This window comes from Salinicola halophyticus, from assembly GCF_003206695.1.
Taxonomy (GTDB): Bacteria; Pseudomonadota; Gammaproteobacteria; order Pseudomonadales; family Halomonadaceae; genus Salinicola; species Salinicola halophyticus.
The window spans coordinates 248466-263465 of the sequence record NZ_PZJN01000001.1 but is presented as its reverse complement, the minus strand read 5'-3'; the positions used below and the strand labels follow the sequence as shown (position 1 = coordinate 263465).

The following is a 15000-nucleotide window of genomic DNA, read 5'->3' as shown; positions in this document are numbered from 1 at the left end:
TTCTCCCTTGAAACAAACTCTAATGGTTATTCAGGCGCATGCTCCGCTGCGCCAGATGCTTACCGCGACATGTAGTCGCATGCGATAAGGATAGTCATGGTATCGCAGGGTAGCGATGATTTCAGGCCACAAATTCACGTTAATCCGGGCTTTTTGGCGACCTATTGCGTCAACCCTTTTGTCCGGCAAAGGTTTAAGGGGGGTAGCCGTTTTGTTACGGTAAATGTGCAATAAGCCTACAAGAGCGTCCAACGGCTTTATCGACGGCTTTATCGACGGCTTTTTTGACGGCTTTATCGACGACACCGGAATAACGCTAACCTAATAATATCGAGGATCCGTACTAATAGCCTGTAATAAGAATCCGTATCCGGGATCCGAGCCCGGCATCCGTACTAATAACCTGTACTAAGGGAACGACAACGTGACTTCACCGATCTTCAAATCCCTCGGCCTTGCCGTAGGGCTGATGGCGTGCGTGCCGACGGCGCTGGCGCAGACTTCACAGGATAACGACGCGATCCAGCGTCGGCTCGACGCCTTGCAGCAACAAGTCCAGCAGCTGCAACAGCAGTTGGCCGAACAGCGGGAGAGTCAGCAGACGAAAGCGACCAAGACCCGCGACATGGCCGAAGAAAATCGCTCCATGCTGGACGAGGTCGGGACGCCGCAGTTCAGCGGTACCGTGGAGCTGGGTTACACCTTCAATGACTGGGACGAGACCAGTCAGGACACGGCCGGGGATCTCGATTTCGGCAAGTTCATTCTGGGGATGGATGGCGGCGAAGGCCCGCTCTCCTACTCCTTCCAGTATCGTCTCTACGATGGCTATCGTTTTCTGCACCATGCCTGGGCCGGTTATCAGTTCGGCGATAATGACAACGTCAAGCTCGGTCTGGTCCAGACGCCGTTCGGCAACATGGATTACGGCTATCTCGGCTGGTACGGCAGTCTCCCGTACCTGGCGGGTTTCAATGACAACCAGAATGCCGGCATCAAATGGGATCATACCCAGGGTGCCTGGGAGTCCAGCCTAGCTTTCTTCAAGAGCGATCAGCTGGGTGACGGTAACGAGCACTATGGCGCCAATGCCATCGGTGACAGCGCGCAGGGCAATACCGAGGAAAATCAGCTGGCCGGGCGCTTGGCGTACACCTTCAATCAAGGCAGTGACTACACCACTCAGGTCAATCTTTCCGCCAAGGGCGGGCAGCTCTATAACAACAATACGAACAAGAGCGGAGACAGCTGGGCGGTGGCGATGGGTCTGGATGGCAGCTATGGCAACTGGATGACTCAGCTGCAGGCCACGACCTACGAGTTCAATGCCAAGAACCCGAGTGAAGCCGCTTCCGGCATTTCCGACAACGTGGTTCAGATTGGCGCGTTTGGCTTCAACTACCTGATTCCGGCCGAGGGCGAGATGTACTCGGCGAGTCTGGCCTACAGCATGGATGTCGACTGGGGACCGATCGAGAACGCCTACTTCTTCAACGACTTCAGCTACATCGACCCGTCTGACGACTTCTCCGCCATCAATGGCGGCTATGGCGACATGGACGATCCGATGCTCAACGACATCGGCGTCAAACTGACGGCCGGTCGCTATTACGCCTGGTTCGACGTCATCACCAACAAGAACGGGCTGAACTACTTCGGTTCTCCCGTCGATGACGGCTGGCATACCAGCATCCAGTCCCACTTCGGTCTGACTTACTGATCCGAGCCAGGGATGGTGAAAGATGAACGCCCAGCGATTGCTGGGCGTTTTTTTGGCCGGCCGGGGCCGCCACGGGCTTGCGAGGCGCCGGCATACGGCTCTCGGGGATCTTCTTGTATATTTTATACGAAAAGCCTAGTGTCTATTATCAGCCGGCTTCAGCCGGCCTACGAAAAGCTTAGTGTCAGAATGTAACTTTCCATGGCAGGATGAAGGAATGCCGCGATCGGCGCGGTCCAGGCACGGAAGGGCGCGATGCCCGACCCCTTTGCAGTACCCACAAACAAGCATGAACAAACAAAAAGCGCTGAAGGGAGTGTTGCTGTATGGGTAAATTTCTCAAATTGATCGCCTCCGCGGCCGTCATCAATCTCGCCGCCGGTTCTCTCGCCATGGCTCAGGAGGGCCCCATCACGCTGGGCGTTCAGGTGCCGACGACCGGTTCCGAAGCCACCTACGGCAAGGACATGTTCAACGCCATGTCGCTGGCCGCCGACGAAATCAACGCCAAGGGTGGATTGCTGGGCGGCCGTCAGATCGAGCTGGTCACCGGCGATACCGCCTGTGACCCGCAGCAGTCGGTCAACGCGGCCAGCCGTCTGGCCTCGCGGGAAGTCGTCGGCGTGGTCGGCGGGTATTGCTCCGGTGCCACCCAGCCCACGCTCAAGACCTACGGTGATGCCAACATCCCGTTCGTCATCGTGGCCGCCAACTCGACGCAGCTGATTCCGGCCAATCCGGGCAACGCGGTCATGATCAATTCCACGGGGAACGATCAGGCCAAGACCGCGCTCGACTTCTTCGAGGGCGAAGGCATCGAGAAACTGGCCATCGTCAACCAGGGCGACGCCTATTCGCAGGATCTGGCCAACCTGACCCGCGATGCCTGGACCGGCGCCGGCCACACCGTCTCCGCGTTCGAATACATCAACAAGGGCGAGCAGGACTTCTCCGCACTGGTCAACAAGATCCGCGGTTCCGGTGCCGAAGCGGTCTTCTGGACGGCCTACTACGCCGACGGCGGCCTGCTGATTCGTCAGCTCCGTCAACGCGGCTTCCAGGGGACCATCGCGGTGGGCGACGGCTCCAACTCGCCGGAGCTGTTCAACATTGCCGGCCAGGCGGCGGAAGGCGTGTTCGCATTCTCCAATCCGACCGCCGATTTCCTGCCGGCCGCCAAGCAGTTCATCAGCGACTATCAGTCCAAGTTCGATAACGCGCCGGGGCCATATGCACCGCTCGCCTACGATGGCCTGCAGTTGATGGCCTGGGCGATCGACAAGGCCGGATCGACGGACGCCGATGCCATCATCAAAGCCCTGAACAGCGCCGATGGCAAAGAGTGGCTGGCTGGCCCGATCTCCTTCACCTCCCAGCATACGCTGGCGCGCAGCAACTTCGTGGTGCTCGAAGGGCAGGGCGGCAAGTGGACCCGCTACGAGAAGAAATGACGGGTAGCCCCGTGGCTCGAGCTACCGCTTGAGCCGACGGTGCCGGCAAGCGCTGCGGGTTCGATGATCCCCGCAGCGCTCCCGGCGCACCCTTGCGCTTTCCGCTGTCCAGAGATGCACGCTCATGACCTGGTACGACTCTTTTCTGCAGCAGCTCGTCGACGGGCTGGTGTTGGGCTCCTTTTATGCCCTGGTGGCGCTCGGTTACACCATGGTGTTCGGCGTCATCAAACTGCTCAACTTCGCCCACGGCGATCTTTATATGACCGGTGCCTTCGCGGGTTTTGGCGGACTATCGCTGATCTCCGGTTTCGTCGGCGCCGGCTGGCTCGGCATCTTCATCGCCATGCTGCTGGCAATGCTCGCTGTGGGCTGTCTTGGCGTGGTGATCGAACGGGTGGCCTATCATCCCATGTTCGGTGCGCCGAGGCTGTCGATCCTGATTACGGCGCTGGCGGTTTCGCTGGTACTGCAGAACGCAGCGCTGGCACTGACCGGTGGCCAGTACACCGCGTTTCAGACCGATCTGGGATTCGGTGGCTTCAATCTCGGCAATCTCTTTCTTTCCTATAACCAGATCGTCCTGGTCGCGACCGCCGCGGTGTTGCTGATTGCGCTCGAACTGTTCGTTTCCAAGACGTTGTACGGGCGCGCCATGCGTGCGGTGTCGATCGACAAGGACATGTGCCGGATGATGGGGATCAACGTCTCCGCGGTGATAGCGGTGACGTTCTTCATCGGCTCGGGGCTCGCCGCCGCCGCCGGCACCATGGCGGGTGCGTACTACGGCAGCATCTGGTACTTCATGGGCTTTCTGATTGGGCTGAAGGCCTTTACCGCCGCGGTGATCGGCGGGATCGGCAGTATCACCGGGGCGATGCTGGGAGGCCTGATTCTGGGCCTGCTGGAGTCCTTCGGTACGCACATTCCGTTCATCGGCAGCGAATGGAAGGACGTTTTCACCTTCTCGATCCTGATTCTGGTGCTGGTATTCAAGCCCACCGGACTGCTGGGCAAATCCGAAGTGGAGAGGATGTGACATGTCCGAACCCAAACCAACCCCGGTGACCGCCCCAGACGGCCAAGAACCGCGGCCGCGGAATCTGTTTCAGCGCCTCTATGCCGCCTTCGAATCGCCGGGAAGGCGGCGCGCACTGCATGTCGTCATTCTGGCCATTCTGATCGTCACGCCATGGATCTCCAGTCAATACACCACGGTCATTCTGACCAATGCGCTGCTCTACGTCGTGCTCTGCCTGGGGCTGAACATCGTGGTCGGCTATGCGGGGCTGCTCGATCTTGGCTACGCCGCCTTTTTCGCCGTCGGCGCCTATACCGTCAGCATTCTGACCCAGCAGTTCGGGGTCAATTTCTGGGCGGCCATTCCGTTTGCCTTGCTGGCCGCGGCGCTCGCCGGGGTGATCATCGGCGGGCCCACGCTGCGTCTTCGCAGCGACTATTTGGCGATCGTGACGCTGGGCTTCGGCGAAATCGTGCGCTTCACCGCGCGCAACCTGGAGATCACCGGGGGCGCCAGCGGTCTGTCGCACATACCGGAGCCGTCGCTGTTCGGCTGGCACATCGATAGCTCGATCGACTTCTACTACGTCTTCGTAGTGCTGGCGGTGGTGGCCTATGTCGCCAGTCAGCGGCTGTTCGATTCCCGGCTGGGGCGGGCCTGGCTTTACGTGCGCCACGACGAGGACGCCGCCGAAGCGATGGGGATCAATCGCGTGGCGACCAAGCTGGCAGCGTATGTTACCGGCGCCATCTTCGGAGCGATCGGCGGAATTTTCTTCTCGGTCAATCTGGGGGCCATCTCGCCGGAGAGCTTCAGCTTCCAGCAGTCGGTGCTGATTCTGCTGGCGGTGGTGCTGGGTGGCATGGGCAAGATACCCGGCGTCATCCTGGGCGCGTTCATCGTGGTGCTCGGCCCCGAATTGCTGCGTGATTTCGGCACCCTGCGACTGCTGATATTCGCCGTACTGCTGTTGCTGATCATGCTGTTCCGGCCGAGTGGTATCTGGCCCGAAAAGAGATCCTAGGAGAAAGCGATGCTGCTGCAACTGAAACAGGTGTCGCTGAGCTTCGCCGGCAACACCGTACTGCACGATGTCGACTTCGGTGTCGAGGCGGGGCGCATTCACAGCCTGATCGGCCCCAACGGCGCCGGCAAGACCTCGATGTTCAACGTGATCACCGGCTTCTATCGCCCGCAGCAAGGCGATATCACCCTGGATGGCGAGCGTATCGTCAAACGCAAGCCGCATGCCGTGACCCGGATGGGCATCGCTCGTACCTTCCAGAACGTGCGCCTCTTCCGTGAGATGTCGGTGCTCGAGAACGTCATGGCCGGACAGCACTGCCGGACCAAGTCCGGTGCGCTGGCGGCGATACTGCGCCTGCCGAGTCAGCGCGCCGAAGAGCGCCAGATTCTCGAGACCAGTCTCGAGTGTCTCGATTTCGTCGACCTGCTGGGGCAACAGGAGCGACTGGCGACCAATCTGGCCTATGGGCATCAACGCCGGGTCGAGATCGCCCGCGCCCTGGCGACCGAACCCAAGCTGTTGCTGCTCGACGAGCCGGCGGCGGGGCTCAACAGCAGCGAGAAACAGAGCTTGATCGAGCTGATTCGACGCATCCGGGACGAGCGCGGCGTCGCTGTGCTGCTGATCGAACACGACATGAGCCTGGTGATGAACGTCTCCGAGCGAATCAGCGTGCTCGATCACGGCAGTCTGATCGCCGAGGGCGACCCCCACACGGTGCAGAACGACCCCAGGGTGATAGAGGCCTATCTCGGTCAGGACGAGGAGGAGCTGGCACTGTGACGCAAACCACCACACGACCCGAGGCCACACGCCCCGGGGCATCGGCCACCGCCAAGCGGCCTGACAAGGTGCGTCTGAGCATTCGCGACGTCGAAGCCTATTACGGCAAGATTCAGGCGTTGCGAGGCGTGACACTGGATGTCCACGAAGGCGAGATCGTGACCCTGCTGGGCAGCAACGGCGCCGGCAAGTCGACCACGCTCAAGACCGTGTCGGGATTGGTGCGGGCGCAGCGGGGCGACGTTCAGCTCGAAGGGGAGTCGATCGCCAAGCTCGCCGCCCACGACATCGCCCGCCGCGGCGTGGTCCACGTGCCCGAAGGGCGCCGGATCCTGCGTGGGCTGACGGTCAAGGAGAATCTGGAGCTCGGCGCGTTCACGGTCAAGGACAACGCGCTGCGCCGCCAGCGACTCGACGAGGTCTACGGGCTGTTTCCGATCCTCCACGAGCGCCGCCATCAGGATGGTTCGCTGCTCTCCGGCGGACAGCAGCAGATGCTGGCGATGGGGCGCGCCTTGATGCACGGGCCCAGCGTGATGCTGCTCGATGAACCCTCCATGGGGTTGGCGCCGAAGCTGGTGACCGACATCATGCGCATTATCAAACGTCTCAACGAGGCCGGGACCACCATCCTGCTGGTGGAGCAGAATGCGCGCCTGGCGCTGCGTCTGGCGCATTACGCCTACGTGATCGAGAACGGCGAGATCCGCATGCAGGGCGCTGCCGCCGAGCTGCGCGAAGACGAATCCATCGTGAAGGCCTACTTGGGCGTCGGCGAGTGACGACGTGGCGTTGCATCCAGATCGTCAGCGCCCTGTCGAATGTCGGAGGATCGAATGCAGACCAGTCGGGTGATTCATAGCGTCAGCTGTCATGCCGAGGGCGAGGTCGGGGACGTCATCGTCGGCGGGGTGGCGCCGCCGCCCGGCGACACGCTGTGGGAGCAGTCGCGCTGGATCGCACGCGACCAGACGCTGCGAAACTTCATGCTCAACGAACCTCGCGGCGGCGTCTTCCGGCACGTCAATCTGCTGGTGCCGGCCAAGGATCCGCGCGCGCAGATGGGCTGGATCATCATGGAGCCGGAAGACACGCCGCCGATGTCCGGCTCCAACAGCTTGTGTGTCGCCACCGTACTGCTCGAGACCGGCATTCTGCCGATGCAGGAGCCAGAGACGCAACTGGTGCTGGAGGCGCCGGGCGGGGTGATCGAGATGGTAGCGCGCTGCGAGAATGGCCGGGTGCTGGACGTCACCGTGCGCAACCTGCCTGCATTCGTCGACCGGCGCGATCTGCAGCTCGAAGTGGAAGGGCTCGGTACGCTGCGCGTCGATACGGCTTTCGGCGGCGACAGTTTCGTGATCGTCGATGCCGAGGATCTCGGCTTCCGACTGGTCCCGGACGAAGCACGGGAGCTGGTCGAGGCCGGCATCCGCATTACCAATGCGGTCAACGAGCAGTTCGGCTTTCATCATCCCGCCAATCCCGAGTGGCGGCACGTCTCGTTCTGCCAGATCGCCGCGCCGCTGACGCGGGAGGGCGATGCTTGGCTGGGGCGCAACACGGTGGCGATTCAGCCCGGCAAGCTTGATCGTTCCCCCACCGGTACCGGCTGTTCCGCGCGCATGGCGCTGCTGCATGCTCAGGGCAAGCTCGGGCTGAACGAGACCTTCATCGGCGAATCGATCATCGATTCACGTTTTTATTGCCAGCTCGACGGCACGACTCGCGTTGGCGACAAGGAGGCGGTAACGCCGCTGATCCGCGGCCGCGCTTTCATCACCGGCACCCATCAGCACACCCTCGACCCTCACGACCCGTGGCCCGCCGGCTATCGGCTCGCCGATACCTGGCCGCGCATCGGCGACCGCTAACGAGCCTCGATTCGGCGCTCGGTCAGGAGGTCGCCGGTTCGGATGCCTGCGCCGCGGGCTTGATCCCGGGGCGCTCGGCCATGATGCGTCCCAGCCGCTCCAGCGCCAGCTCGAGCCGCTCGACCAGCCCCTCCAGCAGGACACGGCGATCGGCAGGCACGTTGCCATGGGCGGCGATGGCTTCGTCCAGACGCTGACCCGCCTCGCGAATGCCTTGCGGCTGGCGGCCATTGGCGCTCTCCTCGAAGCCGCTGGCCAGCGTGCGCAGTAGCTGGCGATGGGCACGTCGAATCAGCGGGTGTGGCGCATCGTCGAGACGGTCACGCAGACGCAGTGTCGCGGTGCCCAGATCCAGCCCGGTCAGCCCCAGAATGAACAGGTGACGCTGGTCCTCCGGCAGCATGTCGTCGTGCTGCGCCAGTTGCAGGATACGATCGGCCATGTGTCCGCTGAAGCGGGTCTCGGCATCGCGTATCGAACGCCGGCGCAAGTGACGGATGTCCCGGGAAATGGCATTGATCAGGCGGCGCCGACGCAGACGCGTACCCAGCCCCGGCAGCAGCCGGAAGCCCATCGCCACGCAGGTCAGCCCGATGATGACTGCGACGGCACGGTTGGCGAAGCTGTCGAACGAGAAATCCATGTTGTTGCCGGGCATGGTCAGCAGGATGTTGAAGATCGTGAAGGCCAGGCAGTAGCCCATCGTCGCTGGATTGGTCGCCCCCAGCAGCCCCAGGAACAGCGGCGTGCCGAACAGCATCGCCAGCATCGGAAAGCCATGGGCTTGAGAAAGCAGCACGTGGCCGAACAGAAAGGCGCTGGGGATCGCCGCCAGCATGCCCTTGTAGAACATCATGGTGATTGCGACCGGGTTGTCGCGGCTGGCAAAGAACGACGAGAACAGCGTGCCCAGCAGCATGGCGACCATGGCGCTGTTCCAGGCGGTGAGAATCCAGAATGTGGCCAGCGTGCCGAATACTAGTCCCGAACGGATGGCGTTGATGCCGGCGGCAAGGTGATCGCGATGCCAGGCCAGCGAGGCCGAACGCAGCTTGTGGGTGCCGGGCGAGGCGATCGCTTCGCGGGCATCGAGCATCACCATGGCGTGGCCGATCGATTCCCGCAGCCCCAGGCGTGCGCGCCGATCCAGCGGCGCCATGCCTTCCTCGTCACTCTCGTGTACCAGATGACGCAGATCCTGCAGTTCCTGACGCGCCTTGGGCACGCCCTTGACGTGTTCCGCCTCGCGAAAGCCCTGAGCGACCTGGCGCGCGATCTCGATGCTGCGAGGGTCCAGCTTGTCGGCGTGATCGTGAAGCATCTGATGCAGCGCCTGCAGATTGGCCAGAAAACGCAGCGTGCGGCGGGTCAATACGTGAGTCGCGCGGATTCGGCCCGGCCCCTCGGGGCCTTCGAAGCGTGCTGCCTGGCTATCCGTTTCCAGCACTGTCAGCGGGCCCAGGCTGCCCCGCAGCGCCTTCTGCATGGCGGGAATATCGTCGCTGGCTTCGAGGCGCAGCGCGGCGTTCTCGAACGCTTCGTTGATGACCGTATCGGCCTGGTCGGAAAGATGCTTGCCGACCCGAGAGGGCCACAGCAGTGAACTGACCAGGGTGGCGCAGATGGCGCCCAGTCCCAGCTCCGACAGTCGCGCCACCGCGATATCGAAGATGCCTCCCGGCGTGCTGCCGTTGGAGATCACCACGATCAGCATGGCGGTGACGGCCGCCATCAGGCAGCCGTAGGTGTAGTTGTTGCGCCACAGGGAGCCGACGTAGGTACATAGCATGATCCACAGCGTCAGCGTGATCAGCGCCGGCACTCGCGCCTGGGCGAAAAGCGCCATGATGATGATTCCCGCCGTCGCACCGATCAGCGTGCCGCTGATCTGACAGATGCCTTTCTCGATGACCATGCCGCTCATCGGCCGGATCTGCAGGAAGGCCGCCGAGATCAACGCCCAGTAAGGGCGGTCGAGGTTGAACCATAGCGCCAGGTAAAGCGCGATCATCATCGCCAGGGTGGTCTTGATGGCGAACTTGACCGCCGAGACCTCGGGCATCAGATAGGTCTGGACGAGGGGCGGCATGCGCATCACTGCGTGTCGTCGACAGCGTTCTGGTCCGGCGTCCCGTCAGGCTGTTGCGCCTGCTGGGTCGGGCGTCGGTCGGCAGGGACATTTTCAGGCGTGGCCGTGCTCTTCGGCGGCGAGACGCGATCGCCTGGATGATCGCCGTCCGGCTTTTCGATCCGCACCGTTGCCGTCATGCCGGAGCTGAGCAGTGTCTCGTCGGGAATGTCGTCCAGGGTGATGCGCACCGGGATACGTTGGGCCAGCCGCACCCAGTTGAAAGTGGGCTGAACCTGCGGCAGCTGCTGGTTGTTGAGCGTGGTGTTGGCGTCAGCGATGCCCCGGCCGATCCCGGCGACGTGCCCGCGCAGATGGGTATCGCCATTCATCAGCGTGACCGAGGCCGGATCGCCGACCCGGATCGAGGGCATCTTGGTCTCCTCGAAATAGCCCATGACGTAGTAGGAGTTCGACTGCACCAGCGCCATGACCGCAGTGCCGCGGGTTACGTAGTTGCCGGCGGCGAGCTGCAGATTGAGCACATGACCGCTGACCGGCGCCACGACCTGGGTGCGCTCGAGGTCGAGCTTGGCGCTGGCCAGATCGGCCTGGGCCTGCTTCAGATTGGCGGCGGCGACACGGCTGTTGATCTGGGCGATCTGACGATCTTCGGCGCTGATCGAACGGCTGCTCAATTGACTGCGGCGCTGGGCCTCGGTCTGGCGTAGCTTCAAGGTCGCTTCACGGTTCTCCACCGTCGCCTGCGCCTGCTCCAGGGCCGCCTGATAGCGTGCAGGGTCGATCTCGAACAGGGTATCGCCCTTGGCGACGAGACCGGTGTCGTTGACGTTCAAGGTGCGTACCCATCCGGAAACGTCCGGGGCGATGGTGACGACTTCCGCACGCACGCGCGCATCTCGCGTCCATGGCGTGAAGAGGTAGTAGTTCCACAGCCAGAAACCGGCGGCCACGGCGATCGCGACGACGACGAGGGTCAGGAGGACACGTAGCGAATTGCGCATCAAGTACTCTCGAGCAGGACGGAAAACAGAAAGGTAATGCCGGCAGTGAACATCACGAACAGCGAAACGTCGAACCAGGCCTCATACCACAGCGCGCGCTGACCGATCATCCAGTGCAGCAGCGAGCGCACGGCGATGGTGGCGATGAATCCGATCATCGCGTAGAGCAGCAGTGGGCTGATGAAGATTCCGCCAACGGCGATTTCCTGTAGACCCATACGTTTCCCGTTGGTAGTGGCGGCGTGGGACGGACGGTAATGTTAGCACGCTATTTAAATAGGGTCGCAACCGTCGCCATCGTTGTTGTGATGCTGGTCGCATTGGTCTTGATCGCGGCCGTAGCCGTGACCCGTGACCTTGATTCGTAGTCTAACTGGAAACCGCCCCTTCGGGGACGATGTGGATCTCTGAGACAGCGATCTCATGCCGGGCAGGCTCGTCTGGCTCGTCTGGCTCGGCACAGCGATATCAGGCGTTGTCATCCTCGACCAGTACGCGTGAAAACTTGACGATTTCGTCGCGCCGGTCGGCCCAGCCCAGATGCTGCCAGAAGCGGTGGGCTTGGTGATTATCCGCCAGCGTGTCGAGATGCACTTTCTCGATCCCCGCTTCCAGCAGCGCCGCCAGGCAGCGCTCGACCATCATCCGGGCGAGTCCGAGGTGACGGTAGTCCGGGTCGACCATGACGTGTTGCAGATAGCCGCGTCGGCCATCGTGACCGGCCATGGCGCAGCCGACGATACCTGTTCCCTCGGCTGAACGCGCCACGAAGCTCAATCCGGGGTTGCGCTCGAGATAGCGCTGCGTGGCCGCATAGCCATCGGCGGTTCTGAGCACCACACCCGGGGTGCGCAGCATCATGGCGGCGAAATCCGCGTGATCGTCGGGGGTCATGGACTGGATGTCGGGCATCGATTGATGGTTCATGGGGCAGCACTCGATTGGCGGTGACGTCGGAAACGGATGTTGATGACGGCGAGCCCGGCAATGACCATGGCGCCGCCCGCGAGCTTGTTGAAGCCCAGCGGGTCGCCCAGCAGCCAGACCCCGAGAATGACGGCGAAGACCGGCATCAGCAGGGTCAACGGTACTACTCGGCTGACGGGGTGTTTCTGTAGTAGCCAGTACCATAGCCCGTAGGCGGCGATCGACGACATCACCGCGGTGTAGACCACGGCACCCCAGCCGGCCCAGCCAGCCTGCTGGATCGCCTGCCACTGATGATCCTCGAATAGCCAGCTACCCAGCGCGACCAGCGGGATCGCGAACAGCGAGATCCAGCCGGTCAGGGTCAGCGGTGCGATCGGCGGGGCGAGCTTGATGATCATGGTCGAGACCGCCCAGAAAAACGCGCTGGCGAGCAGCAGGGCGGTGGATACCGGCGGCGGCAGCGACGGGCCGCCGGCCAGCACCACGACACCGCCGAATGCCAGGATCAATCCGACGATCCGCCGCGAGCCGAGTTTCTCCTTGAGGAATATCGCCGCCAGCAGCGTCGCGAACGGTGTGCCCATCTGTACCAGCAGGGCGCCGGTACCGGCTTCCGATCGCTGCAGGCCCAGAAACAGCAGCGGGAAGTGCAACCCGCCGAAGGTCACGGCCAATACCAGAATCCAGGGCAGCTGCCGACGTGAAATGCGTGTGAACGGCACCACCAGCACGGCGACCAGCATGAAGCGAAGAACCGTTACCAGCAGGGGTGGCAGATCCTCGATCCCGACCTTGATCACGATGATATTGAAAGCCCAGATGGCGATGATGCCGAGGCCGATCAGTAGATGCTTGAGAGGCACGCGCGATACTCGTCTTTAAGGGCGTCGGTTAAAAGCGTCTGTTACGTTCGAAGATATCGTTCAAGAGCGCTGCCGCATGGCGCTGATGAGACATTGTCCCAGCGCCTCGGACGAGAGCAAGGTTATTTTGAGCTGGCGTGCCGATCGTCGCTCCGAGACAGGACGAATCCTTGCTATTGGCGCGGCATCTCGGCATCCCTTACTGGGGATGAATGCGCTACCATGCGCCAGAATGCCTCCACAACTCATCCGGCAGGTGTCATGGCGACGATAAAACCGTTGGCGAAAATGATGATCCAGGGCGCGTTGCTGATGTCGGTATTGCTGACGATACCGGCTTGGGGAGAGACGTCGCCACGCCATGAGCTGACTGTCGATAGCGGCCAGCGTGAACATAGCCTTCAGGTCGAGATTGCGAGAACGCCAGCAGAGCGCGCGAAAGGACTGATGGAGCGGCAAGCGTTGCCTGCCGAGGCGGGGATGCTGTTTGTCTACGCTAGCGAACAGTCGGGAGCCAACGCGTACTGGATGTACAAGACCCGAATCCCGCTGGATATCGCCTTCATCGACAGCGGGGGCGTGATCCGTTCGCTCAAGACGATGTCGCCCTGTCATGCCGAGCAGTCCAGCCAATGTCCCGTCTATCCGGCGGGTGCGCCGTTCCGGGCGGCGCTGGAGACCAATGCCGGATATTTTGCCGCGCGCGGCATCGGCGTGGGCGATCGCATCGAGTTGGCGCCGTGGCTGGATTCGCCCTAAAACGCATTCGTTTCCTGCATGAGACATGCCGATAACGGACTGCTAATTCGACGCGCGAGTTCGACGCGCGAGCGCGCTGTCTTTCGCGGACGGTGTCTCGAGAGCGGTAGCCGCAGGCCGACCGGTGCTGCCATTTCAGCGATAGGGCGATGGATATGCCGTTCGCAAAGGTTTTGCCAGCTCAGAACACGCTATATGATGTCGCGCCGTCGGGTTAAGCTAGTTCGCGATACGTATGTTGCAATAGATAAGTCCACGGGCAGGGTGCGATGTCGATCACGCCTTTGAGGCACGCCGCTCAGCCTGTCGTCTTCGCGGTCGGAAAAGCCGATCAACACAATAAACGGGAAAAATTCGAGGTATGCGCATGAAACGCCACGCATTAACCGCAGCCATCTTCTCCACGGCTCTGATGGGGGTCGCATCGGTCTCGACGCCCGCCATGGCGCAGGATCAGCAATACATCACTATCGGTACCGGCGGTCAGACCGGCGTCTACTACGTCGTCGGCCAGTCAGTCTGCCGGATGGTCAACCGCAGTGCCGAAGAGAGCGGCATCCGCTGTAACGCGCCGTCGACCGGCGGCTCCGTTGCCAATATCAACGGGATCAAGTCCGGCGAACTGAACATGGGCGTCGCCCAGTCGGACGTCCAGTTCAACGCGTATGAAGGCAAAGCGCAGTTCGACCAGCCGATGGAAAATCTGCGTTCGGTCTTCTCGCTGCACGGTGAGCCGCTCACCATCCTGGCGCGTGAAGATGCCAACATTCATTCCGTACAGGACCTGAAGGGCAAGCGCGTCAATATCGGCAACCCGGGTTCCGGCCAGCGCGCCACCATGGAAGTGCTGATGGACGCCGAGGGCTGGGACACCAGCGTGTTCTCGCTGGCTTCCGAACTGGGTGCGGCCGAGATGGCCTCGGCACTGGCCGACAACAACATCGATGCGATGGCCTACGTGGTCGGTCACCCCAACGGTGCGATCCAGGAAGCGACCACTACCGTTCCTTCCAATCTGGTGCCGCTGAACGACGATGTGGTCAAAGGGCTGGTCGACAAGTTCCCCTACTACAGCATGGCCACCATTCCCGGCGGCATGTACGAGGGTAACCCGGATGACGTCGAGACCTTCGGTGTCCGCGCCACCTTCGTCACGTCTGCCGACGTCGACGACGAAATCGTCTATCAGACCGTCAAGGCCGTGTTCGACAACTTCGATCGCTTCAAGCGTCTGCACCCCGCCTTCGCCAACCTGAAGCCGGAAGACATGATCAGTCAGGGTCTTTCTGCACCGCTGCATGAAGGTGCCAAGCGCTACTATAAAGAGCAGGGCTGGCTGTAAAGGAAAAGGGCAGGCAGTAATCGCCCACAGCGCCATTCTTCCAGGATGGCGTTGACACTCTGACGCGGTGGTTGGTGACAACCGCCGCGTCGTTGGATCGAGTCCCCGCGACGCCTGGCGTCGCATCGAATCAAGCG

14 protein-coding genes are annotated in these 15000 nt (G+C 62.0%); 9 read left to right on the top strand and 5 right to left on the bottom strand.

Going from position 1 to position 15000, the window contains the following annotated elements; translation table 11 throughout:
- Nucleotides 1-424: 424 nt before the first annotated feature.
- The 7 genes from DOM58_RS01140 to DOM58_RS01110 all read left to right on the top strand — a co-directional run bounded on the left by DOM58_RS01140 (nt 425) and on the right by DOM58_RS01110 (nt 7876).
- Entirely contained in the window at nt 425-1720 is a 1296-nt protein-coding gene (locus DOM58_RS01140; protein WP_245392099.1) for a porin family protein, read from the top strand.
- Between the two features lie 326 nt (nt 1721-2046).
- A complete protein-coding gene (locus tag DOM58_RS01135) occupies nt 2047-3171 on the top strand; it encodes a branched-chain amino acid ABC transporter substrate-binding protein (RefSeq protein WP_075560814.1) in 1125 nt (374 codons plus the stop codon).
- A 124-nt stretch (nt 3172-3295) separates the two neighbouring features.
- Nucleotides 3296-4210, top strand: coding sequence for a branched-chain amino acid ABC transporter permease (locus DOM58_RS01130; RefSeq protein WP_075560815.1), 915 nt, complete (start codon nt 3296-3298; stop codon nt 4208-4210).
- Between the two features lies 1 nt (nt 4211).
- Complete coding sequence (locus DOM58_RS01125; RefSeq protein WP_075560816.1) at nt 4212-5216, top strand: branched-chain amino acid ABC transporter permease; 1005 nt, start codon at nt 4212-4214, stop codon at nt 5214-5216.
- 9 nt (nt 5217-5225) lie between these two features.
- Nucleotides 5226-6002: an ABC transporter ATP-binding protein gene (locus DOM58_RS01120; protein ID WP_110691438.1), complete on the top strand. Its 777-nt coding sequence runs from the start codon at nt 5226-5228 to the stop codon at nt 6000-6002.
- Nucleotides 5999-6784, top strand: a complete 786-nt coding sequence (locus tag DOM58_RS01115) for an ABC transporter ATP-binding protein (RefSeq protein WP_245392098.1) — start codon at nt 5999-6001, stop codon at nt 6782-6784. The genes DOM58_RS01120 and DOM58_RS01115 overlap by 4 nt, the downstream gene beginning before the upstream one ends.
- A 54-nt stretch (nt 6785-6838) precedes the next feature.
- Nucleotides 6839-7876 (top strand): trans-3-hydroxy-L-proline dehydratase, encoded by a 1038-nt coding sequence (locus DOM58_RS01110; protein WP_110691437.1) that lies wholly within the window; start codon nt 6839-6841, stop codon nt 7874-7876.
- A 22-nt stretch (nt 7877-7898) separates the two neighbouring features.
- On the opposite strand, the gene DOM58_RS01105 is transcribed toward DOM58_RS01110, so the two are convergent.
- The 5 genes from DOM58_RS01105 to DOM58_RS01085 form a co-directional block, all read right to left on the bottom strand.
- Nucleotides 7899-9965 (bottom strand): FUSC family protein, encoded by a 2067-nt coding sequence (locus DOM58_RS01105; protein ID WP_110691510.1) that lies wholly within the window; start codon nt 9963-9965, stop codon nt 7899-7901.
- Nucleotides 9966-9970: 5 nt separating this feature from the next.
- Nucleotides 9971-10969 (bottom strand): efflux RND transporter periplasmic adaptor subunit, encoded by a 999-nt coding sequence (locus DOM58_RS01100; RefSeq protein WP_075560819.1) that lies wholly within the window; start codon nt 10967-10969, stop codon nt 9971-9973.
- On the bottom strand, nt 10969-11187 hold the full coding sequence (locus DOM58_RS01095; RefSeq protein ID WP_075560820.1) for a DUF1656 domain-containing protein: 219 nt from the start codon (nt 11185-11187) through the stop codon (nt 10969-10971). The genes DOM58_RS01100 and DOM58_RS01095 overlap by 1 nt, the downstream gene beginning before the upstream one ends.
- A 250-nt stretch (nt 11188-11437) precedes the next feature.
- Nucleotides 11438-11896: a GNAT family N-acetyltransferase gene (locus DOM58_RS01090; RefSeq protein ID WP_223162114.1), complete on the bottom strand. Its 459-nt coding sequence runs from the start codon at nt 11894-11896 to the stop codon at nt 11438-11440.
- Nucleotides 11893-12762 carry a DMT family transporter gene (locus DOM58_RS01085; protein WP_110691436.1) on the bottom strand — a complete coding sequence of 290 codons (870 nt, stop codon included), beginning with the start codon at nt 12760-12762 and terminating at the stop codon, nt 11893-11895. The genes DOM58_RS01090 and DOM58_RS01085 overlap by 4 nt, the downstream gene beginning before the upstream one ends.
- Before the next feature lie 261 nt (nt 12763-13023).
- On the opposite strand from DOM58_RS01085, the gene DOM58_RS01080 reads away from it, so the two are divergent.
- Both DOM58_RS01080 and DOM58_RS01075 read left to right on the top strand, forming a co-directional pair.
- Nucleotides 13024-13521 (top strand): DUF192 domain-containing protein, encoded by a 498-nt coding sequence (locus DOM58_RS01080; protein WP_245392097.1) that lies wholly within the window; start codon nt 13024-13026, stop codon nt 13519-13521.
- A gap of 367 nt (nt 13522-13888) precedes the next feature.
- Nucleotides 13889-14863 carry a TAXI family TRAP transporter solute-binding subunit gene (locus tag DOM58_RS01075; protein WP_075560861.1) on the top strand — a complete coding sequence of 325 codons (975 nt, stop codon included), beginning with the start codon at nt 13889-13891 and terminating at the stop codon, nt 14861-14863.
- Nucleotides 14864-15000: the final 137 nt, after the last annotated feature.

Bases quoted from the DNA above. Each gene is read 5' to 3' on its own strand.
- DOM58_RS01130 (WP_075560815.1), top strand. From the start codon at position 3,296: ATGACCTGGTACGACTCTTTTCTGCAGCAGCTCGTCGACGGGCTGGTG.
- DOM58_RS01100 (WP_075560819.1), bottom strand. From the start codon at position 10,969: ATGCGCAATTCGCTACGTGTCCTCCTGACCCTCGTCGTCGTCGCGATC.
- DOM58_RS01105 (WP_110691510.1), bottom strand. From the start codon at position 9,965: ATGCCGCCCCTCGTCCAGACCTATCTGATGCCCGAGGTCTCGGCGGTC.
- DOM58_RS01125 (WP_075560816.1), top strand. From the start codon at position 4,212: ATGTCCGAACCCAAACCAACCCCGGTGACCGCCCCAGACGGCCAAGAA.
- DOM58_RS01135 (WP_075560814.1), top strand. From the start codon at position 2,047: ATGGGTAAATTTCTCAAATTGATCGCCTCCGCGGCCGTCATCAATCTC.
- DOM58_RS01095 (WP_075560820.1), bottom strand. From the start codon at position 11,187: ATGGGTCTACAGGAAATCGCCGTTGGCGGAATCTTCATCAGCCCACTG.
- DOM58_RS01080 (WP_245392097.1), top strand. From the start codon at position 13,024: ATGGCGACGATAAAACCGTTGGCGAAAATGATGATCCAGGGCGCGTTG.
- DOM58_RS01110 (WP_110691437.1), top strand. From the start codon at position 6,839: ATGCAGACCAGTCGGGTGATTCATAGCGTCAGCTGTCATGCCGAGGGC.
- DOM58_RS01120 (WP_110691438.1), top strand. From the start codon at position 5,226: ATGCTGCTGCAACTGAAACAGGTGTCGCTGAGCTTCGCCGGCAACACC.
- DOM58_RS01090 (WP_223162114.1), bottom strand. From the start codon at position 11,896: ATGAACCATCAATCGATGCCCGACATCCAGTCCATGACCCCCGACGAT.
- DOM58_RS01075 (WP_075560861.1), top strand. From the start codon at position 13,889: ATGAAACGCCACGCATTAACCGCAGCCATCTTCTCCACGGCTCTGATG.